Genomic DNA, 14510 nt, shown 5'->3' on the forward strand with positions numbered 1-14510 from the left:
GTTGCCCGGACTGCGTCAGAGGAAGAGGCTTTGGGCCACGGGCGCAAACGAGCGTCGGTGGTGGATGCAGGCACCGTGTTCGCGCAGGGCCGCCATGTGCGTGGCGGTGCCATAGCCCTTGTGCCCCGCAAAGCCATAGAGCGGAAAGTCCTGGTCGATCTGCGCACACCAGCGGTCGCGGTGCACCTTGGCCAGGATGGACGCCGCTGAAATGGCCTGCACCAGAGCGTCGCCTTTCACCACCGCTTCGGCTGGCACGTCCAGCAGCGGCAATCGGTTGCCATCCACCAGGACCCGTACCGGCTTGAGGCGCAGCCCGATCACCGCGCGGCGCATCGCAAGCATCGTGGCCTGAAGGATGTTCAGGCTGTCGATCTCTTCGACCGTTGCTTCGGCGATGGAGCAGCACAGCGCATTGGCACGGATTTCGTCATAGAGCTTCTCGCGCCGTGCCGCAGTGAGTGTTTTGGAATCCGCCAGACCTTTGATGGGACGCAGGTCGTCCAGGATGACCGCAGCCGCCACTACCGGGCCCGCCAGGGGCCCGCGCCCGGCCTCGTCGACGCCGGCCATCAGGCCGGGTGGGTGCCAGGGCAAGGAGGTCTGCTCAGCTTGCGGGAGCGAGGATTTTCTGGATCGCATCGGCTGCCAATTGGGGAGTGTTGCGTTGCAGGCTTTCATGCAGCGCGGTAAACCGCTGTTCCAGCGCGCTGATGCGGGATGGATTGTGCCTGCGTGCGTCCAGCCAATCCAGTGTGGCGGCGCACAGTGCTTGCGGCGTCGCGGCATCCTGGATGAGCTCGGGCACCACGAATTCGCCGCACAGGATGTTGGGCAGGCCCACCCAGGGCTGCAGCTGCTTGCGGCGCATGAGCCACCAGCTCAAGGGCTGCATGTGGTAGCCGATCACCATGGGGCGCTTGAAAAGAGCGGCCTCCAACGTGGCGGTGCCGCTGGCGATCAGAGTGGCGTCGCACGCCGCCAGCACGGTGTGTGACTGGCCCGGGATGATCTGGACCGCATCTTGCAGGCCACAGGCCTGGGCAACCTGCACGATGCGGCTGTGCAGCGCCGGCACCGCAGGCACTACCATTTTGATAGCAGGACGCGCTTGCCGGATCAGCGCTGCGGCCTCAAAAAAGGGCTTGGCGATGTACTGGATTTCGGACGAGCGACTGCCCGGCAGGATGGCCAGGACCTCGTCCGCGTCTTGCAGGCCCAACTGGGCGCGTGCTGCCGACCGGTCGGGCACCATCGGTATGACGCCCGCCAGCGGGTGCCCGACATACGTCGCGGCAATGCCGTGTTGGGCCAGCAGGTCGGGCTCGAACGGAAAGATGCACAGCACGTGGTCGCAGCTTCTGCGGATTTTCTCGACCCGGTCTGCGCGCCAGGCCCAAATGGAGGGGCAGACGAAATGCACGGTCTTGATGCCAGCAGCCCGCAGGTCAGCCTCGAGCCCGAGGTTGAAATCCGGGGCATCCACGCCGATAAAAACGTCGGGACGGCTCTTGAGCAGGTCTTGGCGCAGCGCCTTGCGGATGCCCAGCAGTTCGCGCAGGCGCCGCAGCACCTCCATGCTGTAGCCGTGCACGGCCAACTTCTCACTGGGCCAGCGGGCATCAAAACCACGGCGCACCATCTGCGGTCCACCAATGCCAAAAGACTGCAACGTGGGCCAGTGCGCCTGCATGCCATCGAGCAACAGCCCGGCGAGCAGGTCGCCCGAAGTTTCGCCCGCCACCATGGCGACACGGGGGGAAGCGTTCATGCGGGCAATCAGCGGGCAATGCCGCGGGTAGACTGGTCCAGGAAACCCAGCACCATGGCGACGTCGGAGGCAGCCTCAGGGTGTGCAGCCGACAGGTCGGTGATGGCAGCACGGGCGGCCTCCAGGGTCAGGCCCTGGCGGTAGAGCAAGCGGTGCATCTGCTTGATGACTGCGATGCGCTCGGCGGAAAAACCGCGGCGGCGCAAACCTTCCAGGTTCAGGCCACGCACGGCGAGCGGATTGCCATCCACCATCATGAACGGGGGTACGTCTTGCGAGATATGGCTCGCAAAACCCGCCATCACATGCGCCCCGACCTTCACGAACTGGTGCACGCCCGTCAGGCCGCCAATGATGGCCTGATCGGCCACCTGCACGTGCCCCGCCAGGGTCGCGTTGTTCGCCAGGATGGTCTGGTTGCCCACCACGCAGTCGTGCGCGATGTGCACGTACGCCATGATCCAGTTGTCATCGCCAATCGTCGTGACACCCCGGTCCTGGGTGGTGCCCAGGTTGAAGGTGCAGAACTCGCGGATGGTATTGCGGTCGCCGATGACCAGCCGGGTGTCTTCACCGGCGTATTTCTTGTCCTGCGGCGCAGCGCCCAGCGACGCAAACTGGAAGATGCGGTTGTCCGCACCGATGGTCGTGCGGCCTTCTATAACGCAGTGGGCCCCGACGGTGGTGCCAGGGCCGATCACTGCGTGCGGGCCGATCACGGCATACGGCCCGACCGTGACGGAAGGGTCAATGAGCGCGCCCTCTGCAACGATGGCGGTGGGGTGAATGTTGCTCACGGTCCAGGCAGATCGATCGTTCAACTCAGCCCACGTTGCGCATGGTGCACATGAGCTCCGCTTCGCAGGCGACCTCGTCACCCACGCTGGCAACGCCCTTGAACTTCCAGATGCCGCCGCGCACGCGGTCGATGGTGATCGTCAGGATCAGTTGGTCGCCGGGCTCCACGGGACGCTTGAAGCGCGCGCCGTCGATTCCAACGAAATAGTAGATATTGTTTTCATCGGGCACCTTGCCGATGGCATCAAACGCCAGCAGCCCTGCGGCCTGGGCCAGCGCTTCAAGGATCAACACGCCGGGCATCACGGGACGCCCTGGAAAATGCCCGCCGAAATAGGGTTCGTTGAACGTGACGTTCTTGATCGCCTTGATGCGGGTGTTGCTCTCAAGCTCGATCACCTTGTCTACCAGCAGAAAGGGGTAGCGGTGCGGCAGTTGCTTGAGAATTGCGTGGATATCCATCATCGAGTTCTTCTTCCGTTCATGCTGCTTTCAGTGCCTGCTCGAGCGCCTTGATGCGCTCTCGCAAGCTATGCAATTGTTTGAGTGTTGCAGCGTTCTTTTCCCAGCGCGCATTGTCGTCGATGGGAAACATGCCGGTGTATTGGCCAGGCCGGGTGATGGAACGCGTGACCACCGTGGCCGCAGAAATATGCACGTTGTCCGCCAGCTCCAGATGCCCCAGCACAATGGCACCGCCCCCCACGGTGCAATGCGCCCCAATCGTGGCGCTCCCTGCCACGCCCACGCACCCGGCCATTGCCGAGTGTTTGCCGATGCGCACGTTGTGGCCCACCTGGATCAGGTTGTCGAGCTTCACGCCATCTTCGATGACGGTGTCCTGCAGTGCGCCACGGTCGATGCAGGCATTGGCGCCAATCTCCACATCGTCGCCGATGCGGACGGCGCCGAGCTGCTCGATCTTGACCCACTGGCCGTTCTCGGGCGCAAACCCAAAACCGTCGGCCCCAATCACCACGCCCGCATGCACGATGCAGCGTTCGCCGATGACGCAGTCCTCGCCCACTGTGACGCGGGACTTGAGCACCGTGCCTGCACCAACGCACGCGCCGCGCTCGACCACGCACAGCGGCCCGATGGTGGCGGTGGCATGCACCTGGGCGGACGGGTCAATTACCGCGCTTGGATGAACTCCACCCTGCACCGCAGGCGCCGTCAATTGGCGCCAGAGCTGCGTGGCCCGGGCAAAGTACACATACGGGTTGTCCGCGACGATGCAGGGCCCGCGGGCCACCGCGACATCGCGCATCGCGGGCGCCACAATGACACAGGCCGCCCGGGAGGCGGCCAGTTGCTGTTGGTAGCGGGGGTTGCTCAAGAAACTGAGATCCCCCGAGCCCGCAACCTCCAGTGGCGCGATGCGGGAGATGGTGGTGTCAGCCACCGCCCCTCCCTCCAGCGAGCCACCGAGCGCATCAACTATGTGCCCGAGAAGCAAGCTCACGCGCCACCTGTCCTGCGCGCTGGCTTACTTGGTGCCAGGAGCGGCATTCAGCGCCTTGATCACCTTGTCGGTGATGTCATGCTTGGGGTTGATGTAGACGGCTTCCTGCAGGATCACGTCGTACTTTTCAGCTTCTGCGACTTGCTTGACCACCTTGTTGGCACGCTCAAGCACCTGGGATAGTTCTTCGTTCTTGCGCGCGCTCAGGTCTTCCTGGAATTCGCGGCGCTTGCGCTGGAAGTCACGGTCCTGGTCCACCAGCTGACGCTGGCGCGTGGTGCGCGCACTCTCAGCCATCGTCGGCGCTTCGCGCTCGAACTTCTCGCTGGCAGTCTTCAGGGTATTGCCCAGATCCACCAGCTCTTTTTCACGGCGAGCAAATTCTTGCTCCAACTTGGCCTGGGCGGCCTTGGCGGTGTTGGCTTCGCGGAAGATGCGGTCGGTGTTGACAAAACCGGCGCGGAAAGACTCTTGCGCCTGCGCGGGAGCTGCCACGGCCATCGAGCCAAACAGCAGGGCCAAAGAAATATGGCGAGAAAAGGATTTCATTAGAAAGACGTTCCAATCTGGAATTGCAGTTTCTGGATTCTATCGCCAGCGAACTTGCGCACCGGTTGCGCAAACGCCAGACGCAGCGGGCCGAGCGGGGAAATCCAGCTCAGGCCCAAGCCAACGGAAGCACGCATATCACTGAAAGTGACCTTGTCGTTCTCTCCGTACACGTTACCGACGTCAAGGAAGGTAAACACGCGCAGGGTCCGGTCGTTCCCCGCGCCAGGGAACGGAGCAATCAGCTCCGCGTTGAGGGTGACTTTCTTCGGGCCGCCGAGCGAGGCGCCCGTCACGTCCCGAGGGCCCAGCGTGCCTTGGTCAAAGCCACGCACCGAGCCCAGGCCACCCGAGTAGAAGTTCTTGAACACCGGGAACGGGCGGCCGTTCATGCCTTTGCCGATACCCAGCTCGCCGTTGAACGCGAGCGTGAAGCGCTTGTTCAGTGGCACGTATTGCTGGTACTGGTAGTTGGCGCGCACATAACGGGCATCCCCGGCCACCGACCACTCGGAATTCAAGCGCTGGTAGCGGCCCGAGTTGGGCGCCAAAGCGCTGTCGCGGTCGTCGCGCGACCAACCCACGGTCAGCGGGATAGACGTGCTGCTGTAGCCAAACTTGTCGGCATAGGCCAGGTACGTGGCTGGGATGTTCGTGCCCGGCTTGATCTTGGTCTGCTCCAGGCCACCGCCGAAGAACACGGTGTCGGTCTCGCTGAATGGAACGCCAAAACGCACCGACGAGCCAGTGGTCACCAACTGGTAGTTACCGCCCTGGTCTTCGTAAGGCTTGTCTGTGCGGTAGTAGACGTCCAGCGTGCGGGAAATACCGTCCCGTGTGAAGTAAGGGTCGGTGGTGCTGAACACCAGCGTGCGCCGGTATTTGCTGGTGTTGACGTCGATGCCCAGGTAGTTGCCCGACCCAAAAATGTTCTCTTGCTTGATGCCGAACGACAGCGACACCTTTTCGGCGCTGGAAAAACCCACGCCCATCTGGAGCGAGCCCGTGGGCTTCTCGGCCACGTTGATCACCAGGTCCACCTGGTCCGGCGAGCCTGGCACCTCCTGGGTTTCCACATTCACTTCTGTGAAGAAGCCGAGACGGTCCACGCGGTCGCGCGACAGGCGGATCTTCTCGCCGTCGTACCAGGAGGCTTCGTACTGGCGGAATTCCCGCCGGATCACTTCGTCACGCGTGCGGTTGTTGCCGCTCACGTTGATACGGCGCACATAGGCGCGGCGCGATGGCTCGACCTGCAGCACGAAGGCGACGCGATTATTCTCGCGGTCAATCTCCGGCACGGCCTCCACCTTCGCAAAAGCAAAGCCGAAGCGCGAAAAATACTCGGAGAACGCCTTGGTGGTTTCGGTCACCTGGTCTGCGTTGTACGGTTCGCCCGCGCGGATCGTGATGAGCGACTTGAACTCATCCTCACGATCCAGGTAGTTGCCCTCGAGCTTGACGCCGGAGACCACGTAGCGTTCGCCTTCGGTCACGTTGACGATGATGGAGATGTCCTGCTTGTCCGGCGAAATCGCCACCTGCGTGGAGTCGACGCGGAACTCCAGGTAGCCGCGCTGCAGGTAGTAGGAGCGCAGTGTTTCCAGATCGGCATTGAGCTTGGTGCGCGAGTAGCGGTCGGACTTGGTGTACCAGCTGAGCCAGCCGCCCGTGTCCTGGTCGAACAGGCCTTTCAAGGTCGATTCGCTGAAAGCCTTGTTGCCGACGATGCGCACTTCCTTGATGCGGGCAGGATCGCCTTCGACCACCGTGAAGGTCAGGTTCACCCGGTTGCGTTCGATCGGCGTCACGGTGGTCACCACTTCGGCGCCGTAGAGGCTCTTGTTGATGTACTGGCGCTTGAGCTCCTGCTCGGCGCGGTCCGTGAGGGCCTTGTCGTAAGGCCGCCCTTCGGTCAAGCCCACATCGCGCATTGCTTTCTTGAGCGTGTCCTTGTCGAACTCGCGGGTGCCAGCAAAGTCTACGTCGGCAACGGTCGGGCGCTCTTCCACCACCACGACCAGCACGTTGCCATTGGCTTCCAGGCGAACATCCTTGAAGAGGCCCAGACCGAAAAGCGCACGGATGGCCGCGGCGCCCTTTTCATCGTTGTAGTCGTCGCCCACGCGCAGGGGCATGGAGGCGAACACCGTGCCAGGCTCCACACGCTGAAGGCCCTCGACGCGGATGTCCTGCACCTTGAAGGGCTCCAGTGCCCATGCCGCGTTCGCGGCAAAAATCATGGCTGCAACGGCCGATGCGGTACGCACGCCCAGGCGATTGATGTGTTTTTTCATGAATGAAGCTAGGGCCGCAGTTGCGTTACAAGCGCGGCAAAGGTTAGCCAAAAAGCCGGGTGATATCGTTGAACAGGGCGATGGACATCATGAGGAGCAAGACTGCAACGCCTCCGCGCTGCAGGCGCTCCATCCATGCGTCTGAGACTCCCCTGCCCGTCACACCCTCCCAAAGATAATACATCAGGTGCCCACCGTCCAAGACAGGCAGCGGCAGGAGGTTGAGCACGCCCAGGCTCACGCTGATCAACGCCAGGAAGACCAGGTACTGCGTCAAACCCAGGCTCGCGGAGCGTCCCGCATAGTCCGCAATCGTCAGAGGCCCACTGAGGTTTTTGAGGGATGCCTCGCCGATCACCATACGGCCCATCATGCGAAGCGTGAGGATCGACACGTCCCAGGTCTTGACGACGCCGGCCCATGCCCCCTCCAGCACACCGTATTCCACGGTGACAAATTCAGGTGATGCCCCCACGTAGGCGCCGATGCGGCCGACCGTTGCGCTTTGCTCCAGCTTGGCTTCGGGGACCACGTCCAGATTCAACACCTGTCCCGCGCGGTCAATGCGCCAGGGCTGCGCCAGCGGCTGCGTGCCCTTGACCGACTGGCGGATCAGCTCCCGCAGCTGCTGGCCGTCCACCACGTCCGTGGTGCCAACCTTCAGCACGACGTCGCCTTGCCGCAGTCCGGCGCGCGCGGCGGCCCCGTCGGGCATCACCTCGCCAAGAACCGGGCGAGTCCACGGCCCCAGGATGCCGATCTTGCGAAAGAGTTGTGCATCGGCTTCGCGGCTGTCGATCTTCGACATGTCCAGCCGGATCTCGCGGTGCGCAGCACCGGACTGCGGACGCACGTCCAGACGAACGGACTCGCCTTCGAGCGCACCCCGCGTGAGCAGCCAGCGCAGGTCCTCGAACGAGCGGACGGGATCCATGTCCTCAATGCCCAGCGCCGCCTGCGTGACCAGCTCGCCCCCCCGCAGGCCCGCGCTGTGCGCCACCGACCCCGCCACCGGGCTTGCCAGCACGGCCTTGGGTTCTTGAACGCCGTTCCAGTTCACGATGGAATACAGCAATACCGCCAGCAGCAGGTTCGCAATGGGCCCCGCCGCCACGATGGCCGCGCGGGAACGAAGGGGTTGGGTATTGAAAGCCAGGTGCCGCTCTTCGGGCGCCACAGGCGCCTCGCGCTCGTCCAGCATGCGGACATAACCGCCCAGCGGAAATGCCCCCAGCACGAACTCGGTGGGGGACCCCTTGGGCTGCCAACTCAACAGTGGCTTTCCAAAGCCGACCGAAAACCGCAGGACCTTCACACCGCACGCCACCGCCACCCGGTAGTGCCCATATTCGTGCACGGCAATCAGCAGGCCCAGTGCGACGATAAAGGCAACGATGGTGAGCAGCATGGTGGTTTCCGTGGATCTGGTGGCGCTCAGGCCGCCATGCGGCCTGCAGCATGCTCGGCCGCGTGGCGGGCCTGGGCGTCCAGGTCCAGCAGCGCTGCAAGCGAATCGGGCTTGGAGGGGGACACCGCGTCCAAAGTTGCAAGATTTACCGCGTGAATGCGGTCAAAACGCAGCCGACCCTGTAAAAACGCTCCCACCGCGACCTCGTTCGCCGCATTGAGCACCGCCGTGGTGCCCTCTGCCGCCTTGAGTGCATGCCACGACAGGTGCAAGCCAGGGAAGCGGACGGCATCGGCTTCCTCGAAAACCAGCGCAGCCAGGGTCGAGAAGTCCAGCCGGCTCGCTCCGCTGGCAATCCGCTCGGGCCAGGCCAAGCCGCAAGCGATGGGTACGCGCATGTCGGGCGTGCCCAGCTGGGCCAGGATCGACGCATCCTTGAACTGCACCATCGAATGGATGATCTGCTGCGGATGGATCACCACTTTGATCTGGTCCGGCTGCAGATCGAACAGCCAGCGCGCCTCGATCACCTCCAGCGCCTTGTTCATCATGGTGGCCGAATCCACCGAAATCTTGCGCCCCATCGAAAAGTTGGGGTGAGCGCAGGCTTGCGCCGGCGTAATGTCGGCGAGCGTGGCGGGATCGCGCTGGCGGAACGGCCCGCCCGAGGCCGTGAGCAGAATGCTGTCCACACGGTCGGGCCAGGTGGCCGGATCTTCGGGCAGGCATTGGAAGATGGCCGAATGTTCGCTGTCGATGGGCAGCAGCGTCGCACCGCCCTGCTTTACGGTCTGCATGAACAGCTCACCGCCCACCACCAGGGCTTCCTTGTTGGCCAGCAAGAGGCGCTTGCCCGTACGCGCGGCCGCCAGGCAGGGAGCCAAGCCCGCCGCCCCCACGATCGCGGCCATCACCGCATCGACCTCAGGGTGTGATGCTATTATTTCTATAGCATCAGGAGCAATCAGGACCTGCGTAGGGAGGCTATTTGCCTGCAATTTCTCGGCCAGCAGCCGCGCATGGGACTCGCTGGCCATCACGGCAAAACGGGGCTTGAACTGCGCGCACTGGGCGAGCATCAGGTCGACCTGCGTCGCAGCACTCAGCGCAAACACCTCGAAGCGGTCCGGGTGGCGGGCCACCACATCCAGCGTGCTGGTGCCGATGGAGCCGGTAGAGCCCAGAACCGTGAGTCGTTGTTTCATCATCATTGTGCGGTCGTCAGGCTCGTGAGCATCATGGCCAGCGGCAAGGTGGGCAACAAGGCGTCCACCCGGTCGAGCACGCCGCCATGCCCGGGCAGCAAGCCGCTGCTGTCTTTCACGCCCGCGCTGCGCTTGATCAAGGACTCCACCAAATCACCCGAGACGCTCATGGCCACCATGAACAACGCTGCGATCACCAGGAGCCACCATCCCTGCTGGGCCATGCGGCTGTAGAAACTGGGCACGGCGGCCTGGAAGTAGCGATCGGCCGCCACCCACACAAAGGCCATGATGACCACGCCCGCCAGACCACCCCACACGCCTTCCCAACTCTTGCCCGGGCTGATCGACGGGGCAAGTTTGCCTTTGGTGAAACGCAGGCCAAAAGCACGGCCCGCAAAGTAGGCAAAGATGTCGGCGACCCACACCAGGAGCAGTACCGACAGCAGAAAATTGATGCCCACATTGCGGGCTTGCACGACTGCCAGCCACGCAAGCCACAAGGCCAGGACCCCGGCCACCAGCCGCACCGCAGCCGGGATTCGGGGCCAGCCGGGGACCCCGGCCTTGAGCAGCCAAGCGGTCGACAGCACCCACAGCCCGCCGCCCACGACCCAGAGTGCTGTCAAAGGACGCCCCACCCACCCAAGCGCCCACGACCCGGCGCAGAGCGCGACACACGCCGCCCCCACCGCCACGGAGCCTGCCTGGCTAAAACCGCTCAGGCGCCCCCATTCCCAGGCACCGGCCGCCATCAGCACCAGCACGACCACCGTGAACGGGACCGTCGACGAGTAGAAAAGCGCTGGCAGCAGGATGGCCAGCAGGACAAGGGCTGTGATGACGCGCTGTTTGAGCATGGGGCCTTTCAGCCCGGCATCGAAGGGGGATGCGCGGACAGGATCTGTTCGGAGGTTTTGCCAAAACGGCGCTCGCGGCCGTTGAAGGCTGCAATCGCCTCGTCCAGTGCCGACTCGTCGAAGTCGGGCCACAGCCGGTCACTGAAGAAGAACTCGGAGTATGCCGCCTGCCACAACAGAAAGTTACTGATGCGCATCTCGCCCCCAGTGCGGATCACCAGGTCAGGATCTGGCACATGGGCCAAGCCCATCGCGCCATGCAGGCTGGCTTCGGTAATGGGCTCGCCGCGTGCTGCTACGGCCGCAGCCGCCTGGGCAATGTCCCAGCGCCCCCCGTAGTTGAAGCAGACGTTCAGGATGAGGCGGTTGTTGACTGCCGTGGCGGCCTCAGCCTGTGCCAAGCCTTCGCGCACTTTGGGCGACAGGCCGGCGCGTTCGCCCACAAAGTACAGGCGCACGCCGTCTTTCTTGAGCTCAGGCACCTCGCGCGCCAGCGCCATCGCCAGCAGCTCCATGAGGCCAGACACCTCGTCGGCGGGTCGGTTCCAGTTTTCGGACGAGAACGCAAAAACGGTCAACACCGCCACGCCGCGCTGCGCGCACGCACGGGCGCAGCGGCGCAGTGAATCGACCCCTTGCTTGTGGCCCGCCAGGCGCGGCAGGAAGCGGCGCTTGGCCCATCGGCCGTTTCCATCCATGACGATGGCGATGTGGTGTGGCACCACCGCAGATTCAGACATGCAGAACGTTCAGAGAGCCCTTGTGTCAGGCCATCAAACCGCCATGATTTCCTGTTCTTTGGCCGCCACCAGCGCATCGATCTCTAGGATGTGCCGGTCGGTGAATTTCTGCACGTCGGTTTCGGCGCGCTTTTGGTCGTCTTCAGACGCCAGCTTGTCCTTGACCAGCTTCTTGACGGACTCGTTGGCATCGCGGCGCAGGTTGCGCACGGCGATCTTGGCGCTCTCGCCTTCGTTGCGGGCCAGCTTGGTCATTTCCTTGCGGCGCTCTTCGCTCATGGGCGGCATCGGCACGCGGATCAGGTCGCCCATCGACGCGGGGTTCAGTCCCAGGTCGCTTTCGCGGATCGCCTTTTCGATCTTGGCGCCCATGCCTTTTTCCCAGGGCTGGACGCTGATGGTGCGCGAGTCGATCAGCGATACGTTGGCCACCTGGCTCAGCGGCACGAAGGAGCCGTAGTACTCGACCTGCACGCTGTCGAGCAGCGCGGGGTTGGCACGGCCGGTACGGATCTTTTGCAGGCTGTTCTTGAAGGCCCCGATGGACTGGTCCATCTTGGTCTCTGCGGTTTTCTTGATGTCGGCAATCGTCATGTTGTTCTCCTGGAGCAGCGCGCACCGCATGCGGCGCGGCGGCAAATCGTCAAGCGTAGACCAGCGTGCCTTCGTCCTCGCCCATCACCACACGCTTGAGGGCCCCATGCTTGATGATGGAGAACACCCGCACCGGCAGCTTCTGGTCACGGCACAGCGCAAACGCCGTGGCATCCATGATGCCCAGGTTGCGGGACATGGCCTCATCGAAGCTGAGCTTGGTGTAGCGCGTGGCCGTCGGGTCCTTCTGGGGGTCGGCAGTATAAACGCCGTCCACCTTGGTGGCCTTGAGCACCAGCTCGGCACCTATTTCGGCGCCACGCAGGGCCGCCGCAGTGTCAGTGGTGAAGAATGGGTTGCCGGTGCCGGCCGCAAAGACCACGACCTTGCCCTCTTCGAGGTACTGCAGCGCCTTGGGGCGTACGTAGGGCTCGACCACCTGCTCGATGGCAATCGCGGACATCACGCGGGCCACCAAGCCCTGCTTGTCCATCGCGTCGGCCAGGGCCAGTGCGTTCATCACGGTGGCCAGCATGCCCATGTAGTCGGCAGTGGCCCGGTCCATGCCGACCGACCCACCGGCCACGCCACGGAAAATATTGCCCCCACCGATCACCACGGCCACCTGGACACCCAGGCGGGTGACCTCAGCGATCTCTTCCACCATCCGAACGATGGTGGCGCGGTTGATGCCGAAGGAATCATCCCCCATCAGCGCCTCACCAGACAGCTTGAGCAGGATGCGCTTGTGGGCTGGTGCAGCGTGGGACATGGGGAATTTCTCCGGTAGGTGGTGCGGGGCTTTGGTGGTTTTTTTGCCGAGAACGGCGATCAGGCAGCGGCCTTGGCGGCGGCAACCTGGGCGGCCACTTCGGCAGCAAAGTCGTCCACCTTCTTCTCAATGCCTTCGCCGACCACATAGAGCGTGAAGCTCTTGACGGTGGTGTTGGTGGCCTTGAGCATCTGCTCCACGGTTTGCTTACCGTCCGCAGCCTTCACGAAGACCTGGTTGAACAGCGAGACTTCCTTGAGGTACTTTTGCACGCCGCCTTCGATGCGCTTGGCAACGATTTCGTCGGACTGCACGGGCTTGCCTTCGGCTTCGGCCTTGGCCTTGTCTTCAGCCGCCTTGGCAGCAGCCACCGAGCGCTCTTTTTCGATCAGGTCGGCAGGCACGTCGGCGCTGGTCAGGGCCACGGGCTTCATGGCGGCCACGTGCATGGCAACGTCCTTGGCAGCCGTTTCGTCACCTTCGAACTCGACGACCACGCCGATGCGCGTGCCGTGCAGGTAGGAGGCCAGCTTGCTGGCGCCGCTGAACTGCTTGAAGCGGCGGAACGACATGTTTTCGCCGATCTTGCCGATCAGGCCCTTGCGCACATCTTCCAGCGTGGGGCCGAAGCTGTCCTGGCTGTAAGCCAGCGCGCCCAGAGCAGCCACGTCGGCGGGGTTGTGCTTGGCAACCAGCTCGGCAGCGGCGTTGGCCAATGCGATGAAACTGTCGTTCTTGCTCACGAAGTCGGTTTCGCTATTCACTTCGATCAGGGCGCCAGTGGTGCCGTTGATGAAGCTGGCGACCACGCCTTCGGCGGTGATGCGCGAAGCGGCCTTGCCAGCCTTGGTGCCGAGCTTGACGCGCAGCAGCTCTTCAGCCTTGGCCAGGTCGCCCTCGGCTTCCGTCAAAGCCTTCTTGCATTCCATCATCGGAGCGTCGGTCTTGGCGCGCAGTTCAGCGACCATGCTTGCGGTAATTGCAGCCATCTTTGTTCCTTCGGTATTCAGTTCAATCGATTGAATTTCAGCCTAAAAAAAAGGGGGCTAACCAGGAGCCCCGCTTTCATTCGCGACGTATCGCGCAGCCGGGTATCAGGCGGCGGCTTCTTGCACTTCCACGAACTCGTCGGAGCTCTCAGTCGTGGTAGCAGCGGCCTTGACCACTTCGTTCACGGCGTTGGCGCGGCCTTCGATGATCGCGTCAGCGATGCCACGGGCGTACAGCATCACAGCCTTGGCCGAGTCGTCGTTGCCGGGGATCACGTAGTCGATGCCTTCAGGCGAGTGGTTCGTGTCAACCACACCGATCAGCGGAATGCCCAGCTTCTTGGCTTCAGCCACGGCGATCTTGTGGAAGCCCACATCGATGATGAAGATGGCGTCGGGCAGAGCAGCCATGTCCTGGATGCCGCCGATGTCTTTTTCGAGCTTGGCGATTTCGCGGGAGAACGTCAGTTGCTCCTTCTTGCTCAGGCTGTCCAGGCCAGCTTCTTGCTGGGCCTTCATGTCCTTCAAGCGCTTGATCGAGGTCTTGACCGTCTTGAAATTGGTCAGCATGCCGCCGAGCCAGCGCTGGTCCACGAAAGGCACGCCTGCGCGCAGGGCTTCGGTGGACAGGATTTCACGGGCTTGGCGCTTCGTGCCGACCATCATGATGGTGCCGCGGTTGGCAGCCAGTTGCTTGGCGAACTTTTGGGCTTCCTGGAACAGTGGCAGCGACTTTTCCAGGTTGATGATGTGAATCTTGTTGCGGTGGCCGAAGATGTAGGGGGCCATCTTGGGGTTCCAGAAGCGGGTTTGGTGACCAAAGTGGACACCGGCTTCCAGCATTTCGCGCATGGTAACGGACATAAAAATACTCCAAAGGTTGGGTCTAAAATCCAGCCCCAATACTTGCGCTGCCGTGATTTCCTCACGAGAGACGCAACACCTTGACAGGGCTGGTTTGCGATTAGTCTTGTGAAAGCCGCCACATGCGTTGGCGGCGGTGCCCGCCAAAATCGATTTCAACATCGACCTCAACAGCTTGCACTGCCGCGTTGCCTGCGC

General features: G+C 63.1%; 15 protein-coding genes. All 15 read right to left on the reverse strand.

Annotated elements, in window-relative coordinates; genetic code table 11:
• Positions 1-15: 15 nt before the first annotated feature.
• The 15 genes from rnhB to rpsB all read right to left on the reverse strand — a co-directional run bounded on the left by rnhB (position 16) and on the right by rpsB (position 14312).
• Positions 16-642: a ribonuclease HII gene (gene rnhB / locus ACSQ3Q_RS15610; RefSeq protein ID WP_436135265.1), complete on the reverse strand. Its 627-nt coding sequence runs from the start codon at positions 640-642 to the stop codon at positions 16-18.
• Entirely contained in the window at positions 608-1771 is a 1164-nt protein-coding gene (gene lpxB, locus ACSQ3Q_RS15615; RefSeq protein WP_436135266.1) for a lipid-A-disaccharide synthase, read from the reverse strand. The genes rnhB and lpxB overlap by 35 nt, the downstream gene beginning before the upstream one ends.
• A gap of 8 nt (positions 1772-1779) precedes the next feature.
• The gene (lpxA, locus tag ACSQ3Q_RS15620) at positions 1780-2568 is read right to left on the reverse strand and encodes an acyl-ACP--UDP-N-acetylglucosamine O-acyltransferase (protein WP_436135267.1); all 789 of its coding nucleotides are present in this window, start codon (positions 2566-2568) and stop codon (positions 1780-1782) included.
• 25 nt (positions 2569-2593) lie between these two features.
• Positions 2594-3034 carry a 3-hydroxyacyl-ACP dehydratase FabZ gene (gene fabZ / locus ACSQ3Q_RS15625; protein ID WP_436135268.1) on the reverse strand — a complete coding sequence of 147 codons (441 nt, stop codon included), beginning with the start codon at positions 3032-3034 and terminating at the stop codon, positions 2594-2596.
• Between the two features lie 16 nt (positions 3035-3050).
• Positions 3051-4034, reverse strand: coding sequence for a UDP-3-O-(3-hydroxymyristoyl)glucosamine N-acyltransferase (lpxD, locus tag ACSQ3Q_RS15630; RefSeq protein ID WP_436135269.1), 984 nt, complete (start codon positions 4032-4034; stop codon positions 3051-3053).
• A gap of 24 nt (positions 4035-4058) precedes the next feature.
• Positions 4059-4583, reverse strand: coding sequence for an OmpH family outer membrane protein (locus ACSQ3Q_RS15635; protein ID WP_436135270.1), 525 nt, complete (start codon positions 4581-4583; stop codon positions 4059-4061).
• Positions 4583-6880, reverse strand: a complete 2298-nt coding sequence (gene bamA, locus ACSQ3Q_RS15640; RefSeq protein ID WP_436135271.1) for an outer membrane protein assembly factor BamA — start codon at positions 6878-6880, stop codon at positions 4583-4585. Before bamA ends, ACSQ3Q_RS15635 begins: the two co-directional genes overlap by 1 nt.
• A 43-nt stretch (positions 6881-6923) precedes the next feature.
• Complete coding sequence (gene rseP / locus ACSQ3Q_RS15645) at positions 6924-8288, reverse strand: RIP metalloprotease RseP (protein ID WP_436135272.1); 1365 nt, start codon at positions 8286-8288, stop codon at positions 6924-6926.
• A 26-nt stretch (positions 8289-8314) separates the two neighbouring features.
• The gene (gene ispC, locus ACSQ3Q_RS15650) at positions 8315-9493 is read right to left on the reverse strand and encodes a 1-deoxy-D-xylulose-5-phosphate reductoisomerase (RefSeq protein WP_436135273.1); all 1179 of its coding nucleotides are present in this window, start codon (positions 9491-9493) and stop codon (positions 8315-8317) included.
• 2 nt (positions 9494-9495) lie between these two features.
• Positions 9496-10353 (reverse strand): phosphatidate cytidylyltransferase, encoded by an 858-nt coding sequence (locus ACSQ3Q_RS15655; protein ID WP_436135274.1) that lies wholly within the window; start codon positions 10351-10353, stop codon positions 9496-9498.
• 8 nt (positions 10354-10361) lie between these two features.
• Positions 10362-11093, reverse strand: a complete 732-nt coding sequence (gene uppS / locus ACSQ3Q_RS15660; protein ID WP_436135275.1) for a polyprenyl diphosphate synthase — start codon at positions 11091-11093, stop codon at positions 10362-10364.
• A 33-nt stretch (positions 11094-11126) separates the two neighbouring features.
• Entirely contained in the window at positions 11127-11687 is a 561-nt protein-coding gene (frr, locus tag ACSQ3Q_RS15665) for a ribosome recycling factor (protein ID WP_436135276.1), read from the reverse strand.
• A gap of 49 nt (positions 11688-11736) precedes the next feature.
• Positions 11737-12459: a UMP kinase gene (pyrH, locus tag ACSQ3Q_RS15670; protein ID WP_436135277.1), complete on the reverse strand. Its 723-nt coding sequence runs from the start codon at positions 12457-12459 to the stop codon at positions 11737-11739.
• A gap of 59 nt (positions 12460-12518) precedes the next feature.
• Positions 12519-13448, reverse strand: a complete 930-nt coding sequence (tsf, locus tag ACSQ3Q_RS15675; protein ID WP_436135278.1) for a translation elongation factor Ts — start codon at positions 13446-13448, stop codon at positions 12519-12521.
• 105 nt (positions 13449-13553) lie between these two features.
• Positions 13554-14312: a 30S ribosomal protein S2 gene (gene rpsB / locus ACSQ3Q_RS15680; protein ID WP_436135279.1), complete on the reverse strand. Its 759-nt coding sequence runs from the start codon at positions 14310-14312 to the stop codon at positions 13554-13556.
• Between the last annotated feature and the right edge of the window lie 198 nt (positions 14313-14510).

It is taken from the genome of Acidovorax sp. LjRoot129, from assembly GCF_964253765.1.
GTDB lineage: Bacteria > Pseudomonadota > Gammaproteobacteria > Burkholderiales > Burkholderiaceae_C > Acidovorax.

Excerpts from the sequence above, each read along its gene's own strand:
- rnhB (WP_436135265.1), bottom strand. The coding sequence starts at position 642 with ATGCGATCCAGAAAATCCTCGCTCCCGCAAGCTGAGCAGACCTCCTTG.
- lpxB (WP_436135266.1), bottom strand. The coding sequence starts at position 1,771 with ATGAACGCTTCCCCCCGTGTCGCCATGGTGGCGGGCGAAACTTCGGGC.
- fabZ (WP_436135268.1), bottom strand. The coding sequence starts at position 3,034 with ATGATGGATATCCACGCAATTCTCAAGCAACTGCCGCACCGCTACCCC.
- ACSQ3Q_RS15635 (WP_436135270.1), bottom strand. The coding sequence starts at position 4,583 with ATGAAATCCTTTTCTCGCCATATTTCTTTGGCCCTGCTGTTTGGCTCG.
- bamA (WP_436135271.1), bottom strand. The coding sequence starts at position 6,880 with ATGAAAAAACACATCAATCGCCTGGGCGTGCGTACCGCATCGGCCGTT.
- rseP (WP_436135272.1), bottom strand. The coding sequence starts at position 8,288 with ATGCTGCTCACCATCGTTGCCTTTATCGTCGCACTGGGCCTGCTGATT.
- ispC (WP_436135273.1), bottom strand. The coding sequence starts at position 9,493 with ATGAAACAACGACTCACGGTTCTGGGCTCTACCGGCTCCATCGGCACC.
- ACSQ3Q_RS15655 (WP_436135274.1), bottom strand. The coding sequence starts at position 10,353 with ATGCTCAAACAGCGCGTCATCACAGCCCTTGTCCTGCTGGCCATCCTG.
- uppS (WP_436135275.1), bottom strand. The coding sequence starts at position 11,093 with ATGTCTGAATCTGCGGTGGTGCCACACCACATCGCCATCGTCATGGAT.
- frr (WP_436135276.1), bottom strand. The coding sequence starts at position 11,687 with ATGACGATTGCCGACATCAAGAAAACCGCAGAGACCAAGATGGACCAG.
- pyrH (WP_436135277.1), bottom strand. The coding sequence starts at position 12,459 with ATGTCCCACGCTGCACCAGCCCACAAGCGCATCCTGCTCAAGCTGTCT.
- tsf (WP_436135278.1), bottom strand. The coding sequence starts at position 13,448 with ATGGCTGCAATTACCGCAAGCATGGTCGCTGAACTGCGCGCCAAGACC.
- rpsB (WP_436135279.1), bottom strand. The coding sequence starts at position 14,312 with ATGTCCGTTACCATGCGCGAAATGCTGGAAGCCGGTGTCCACTTTGGT.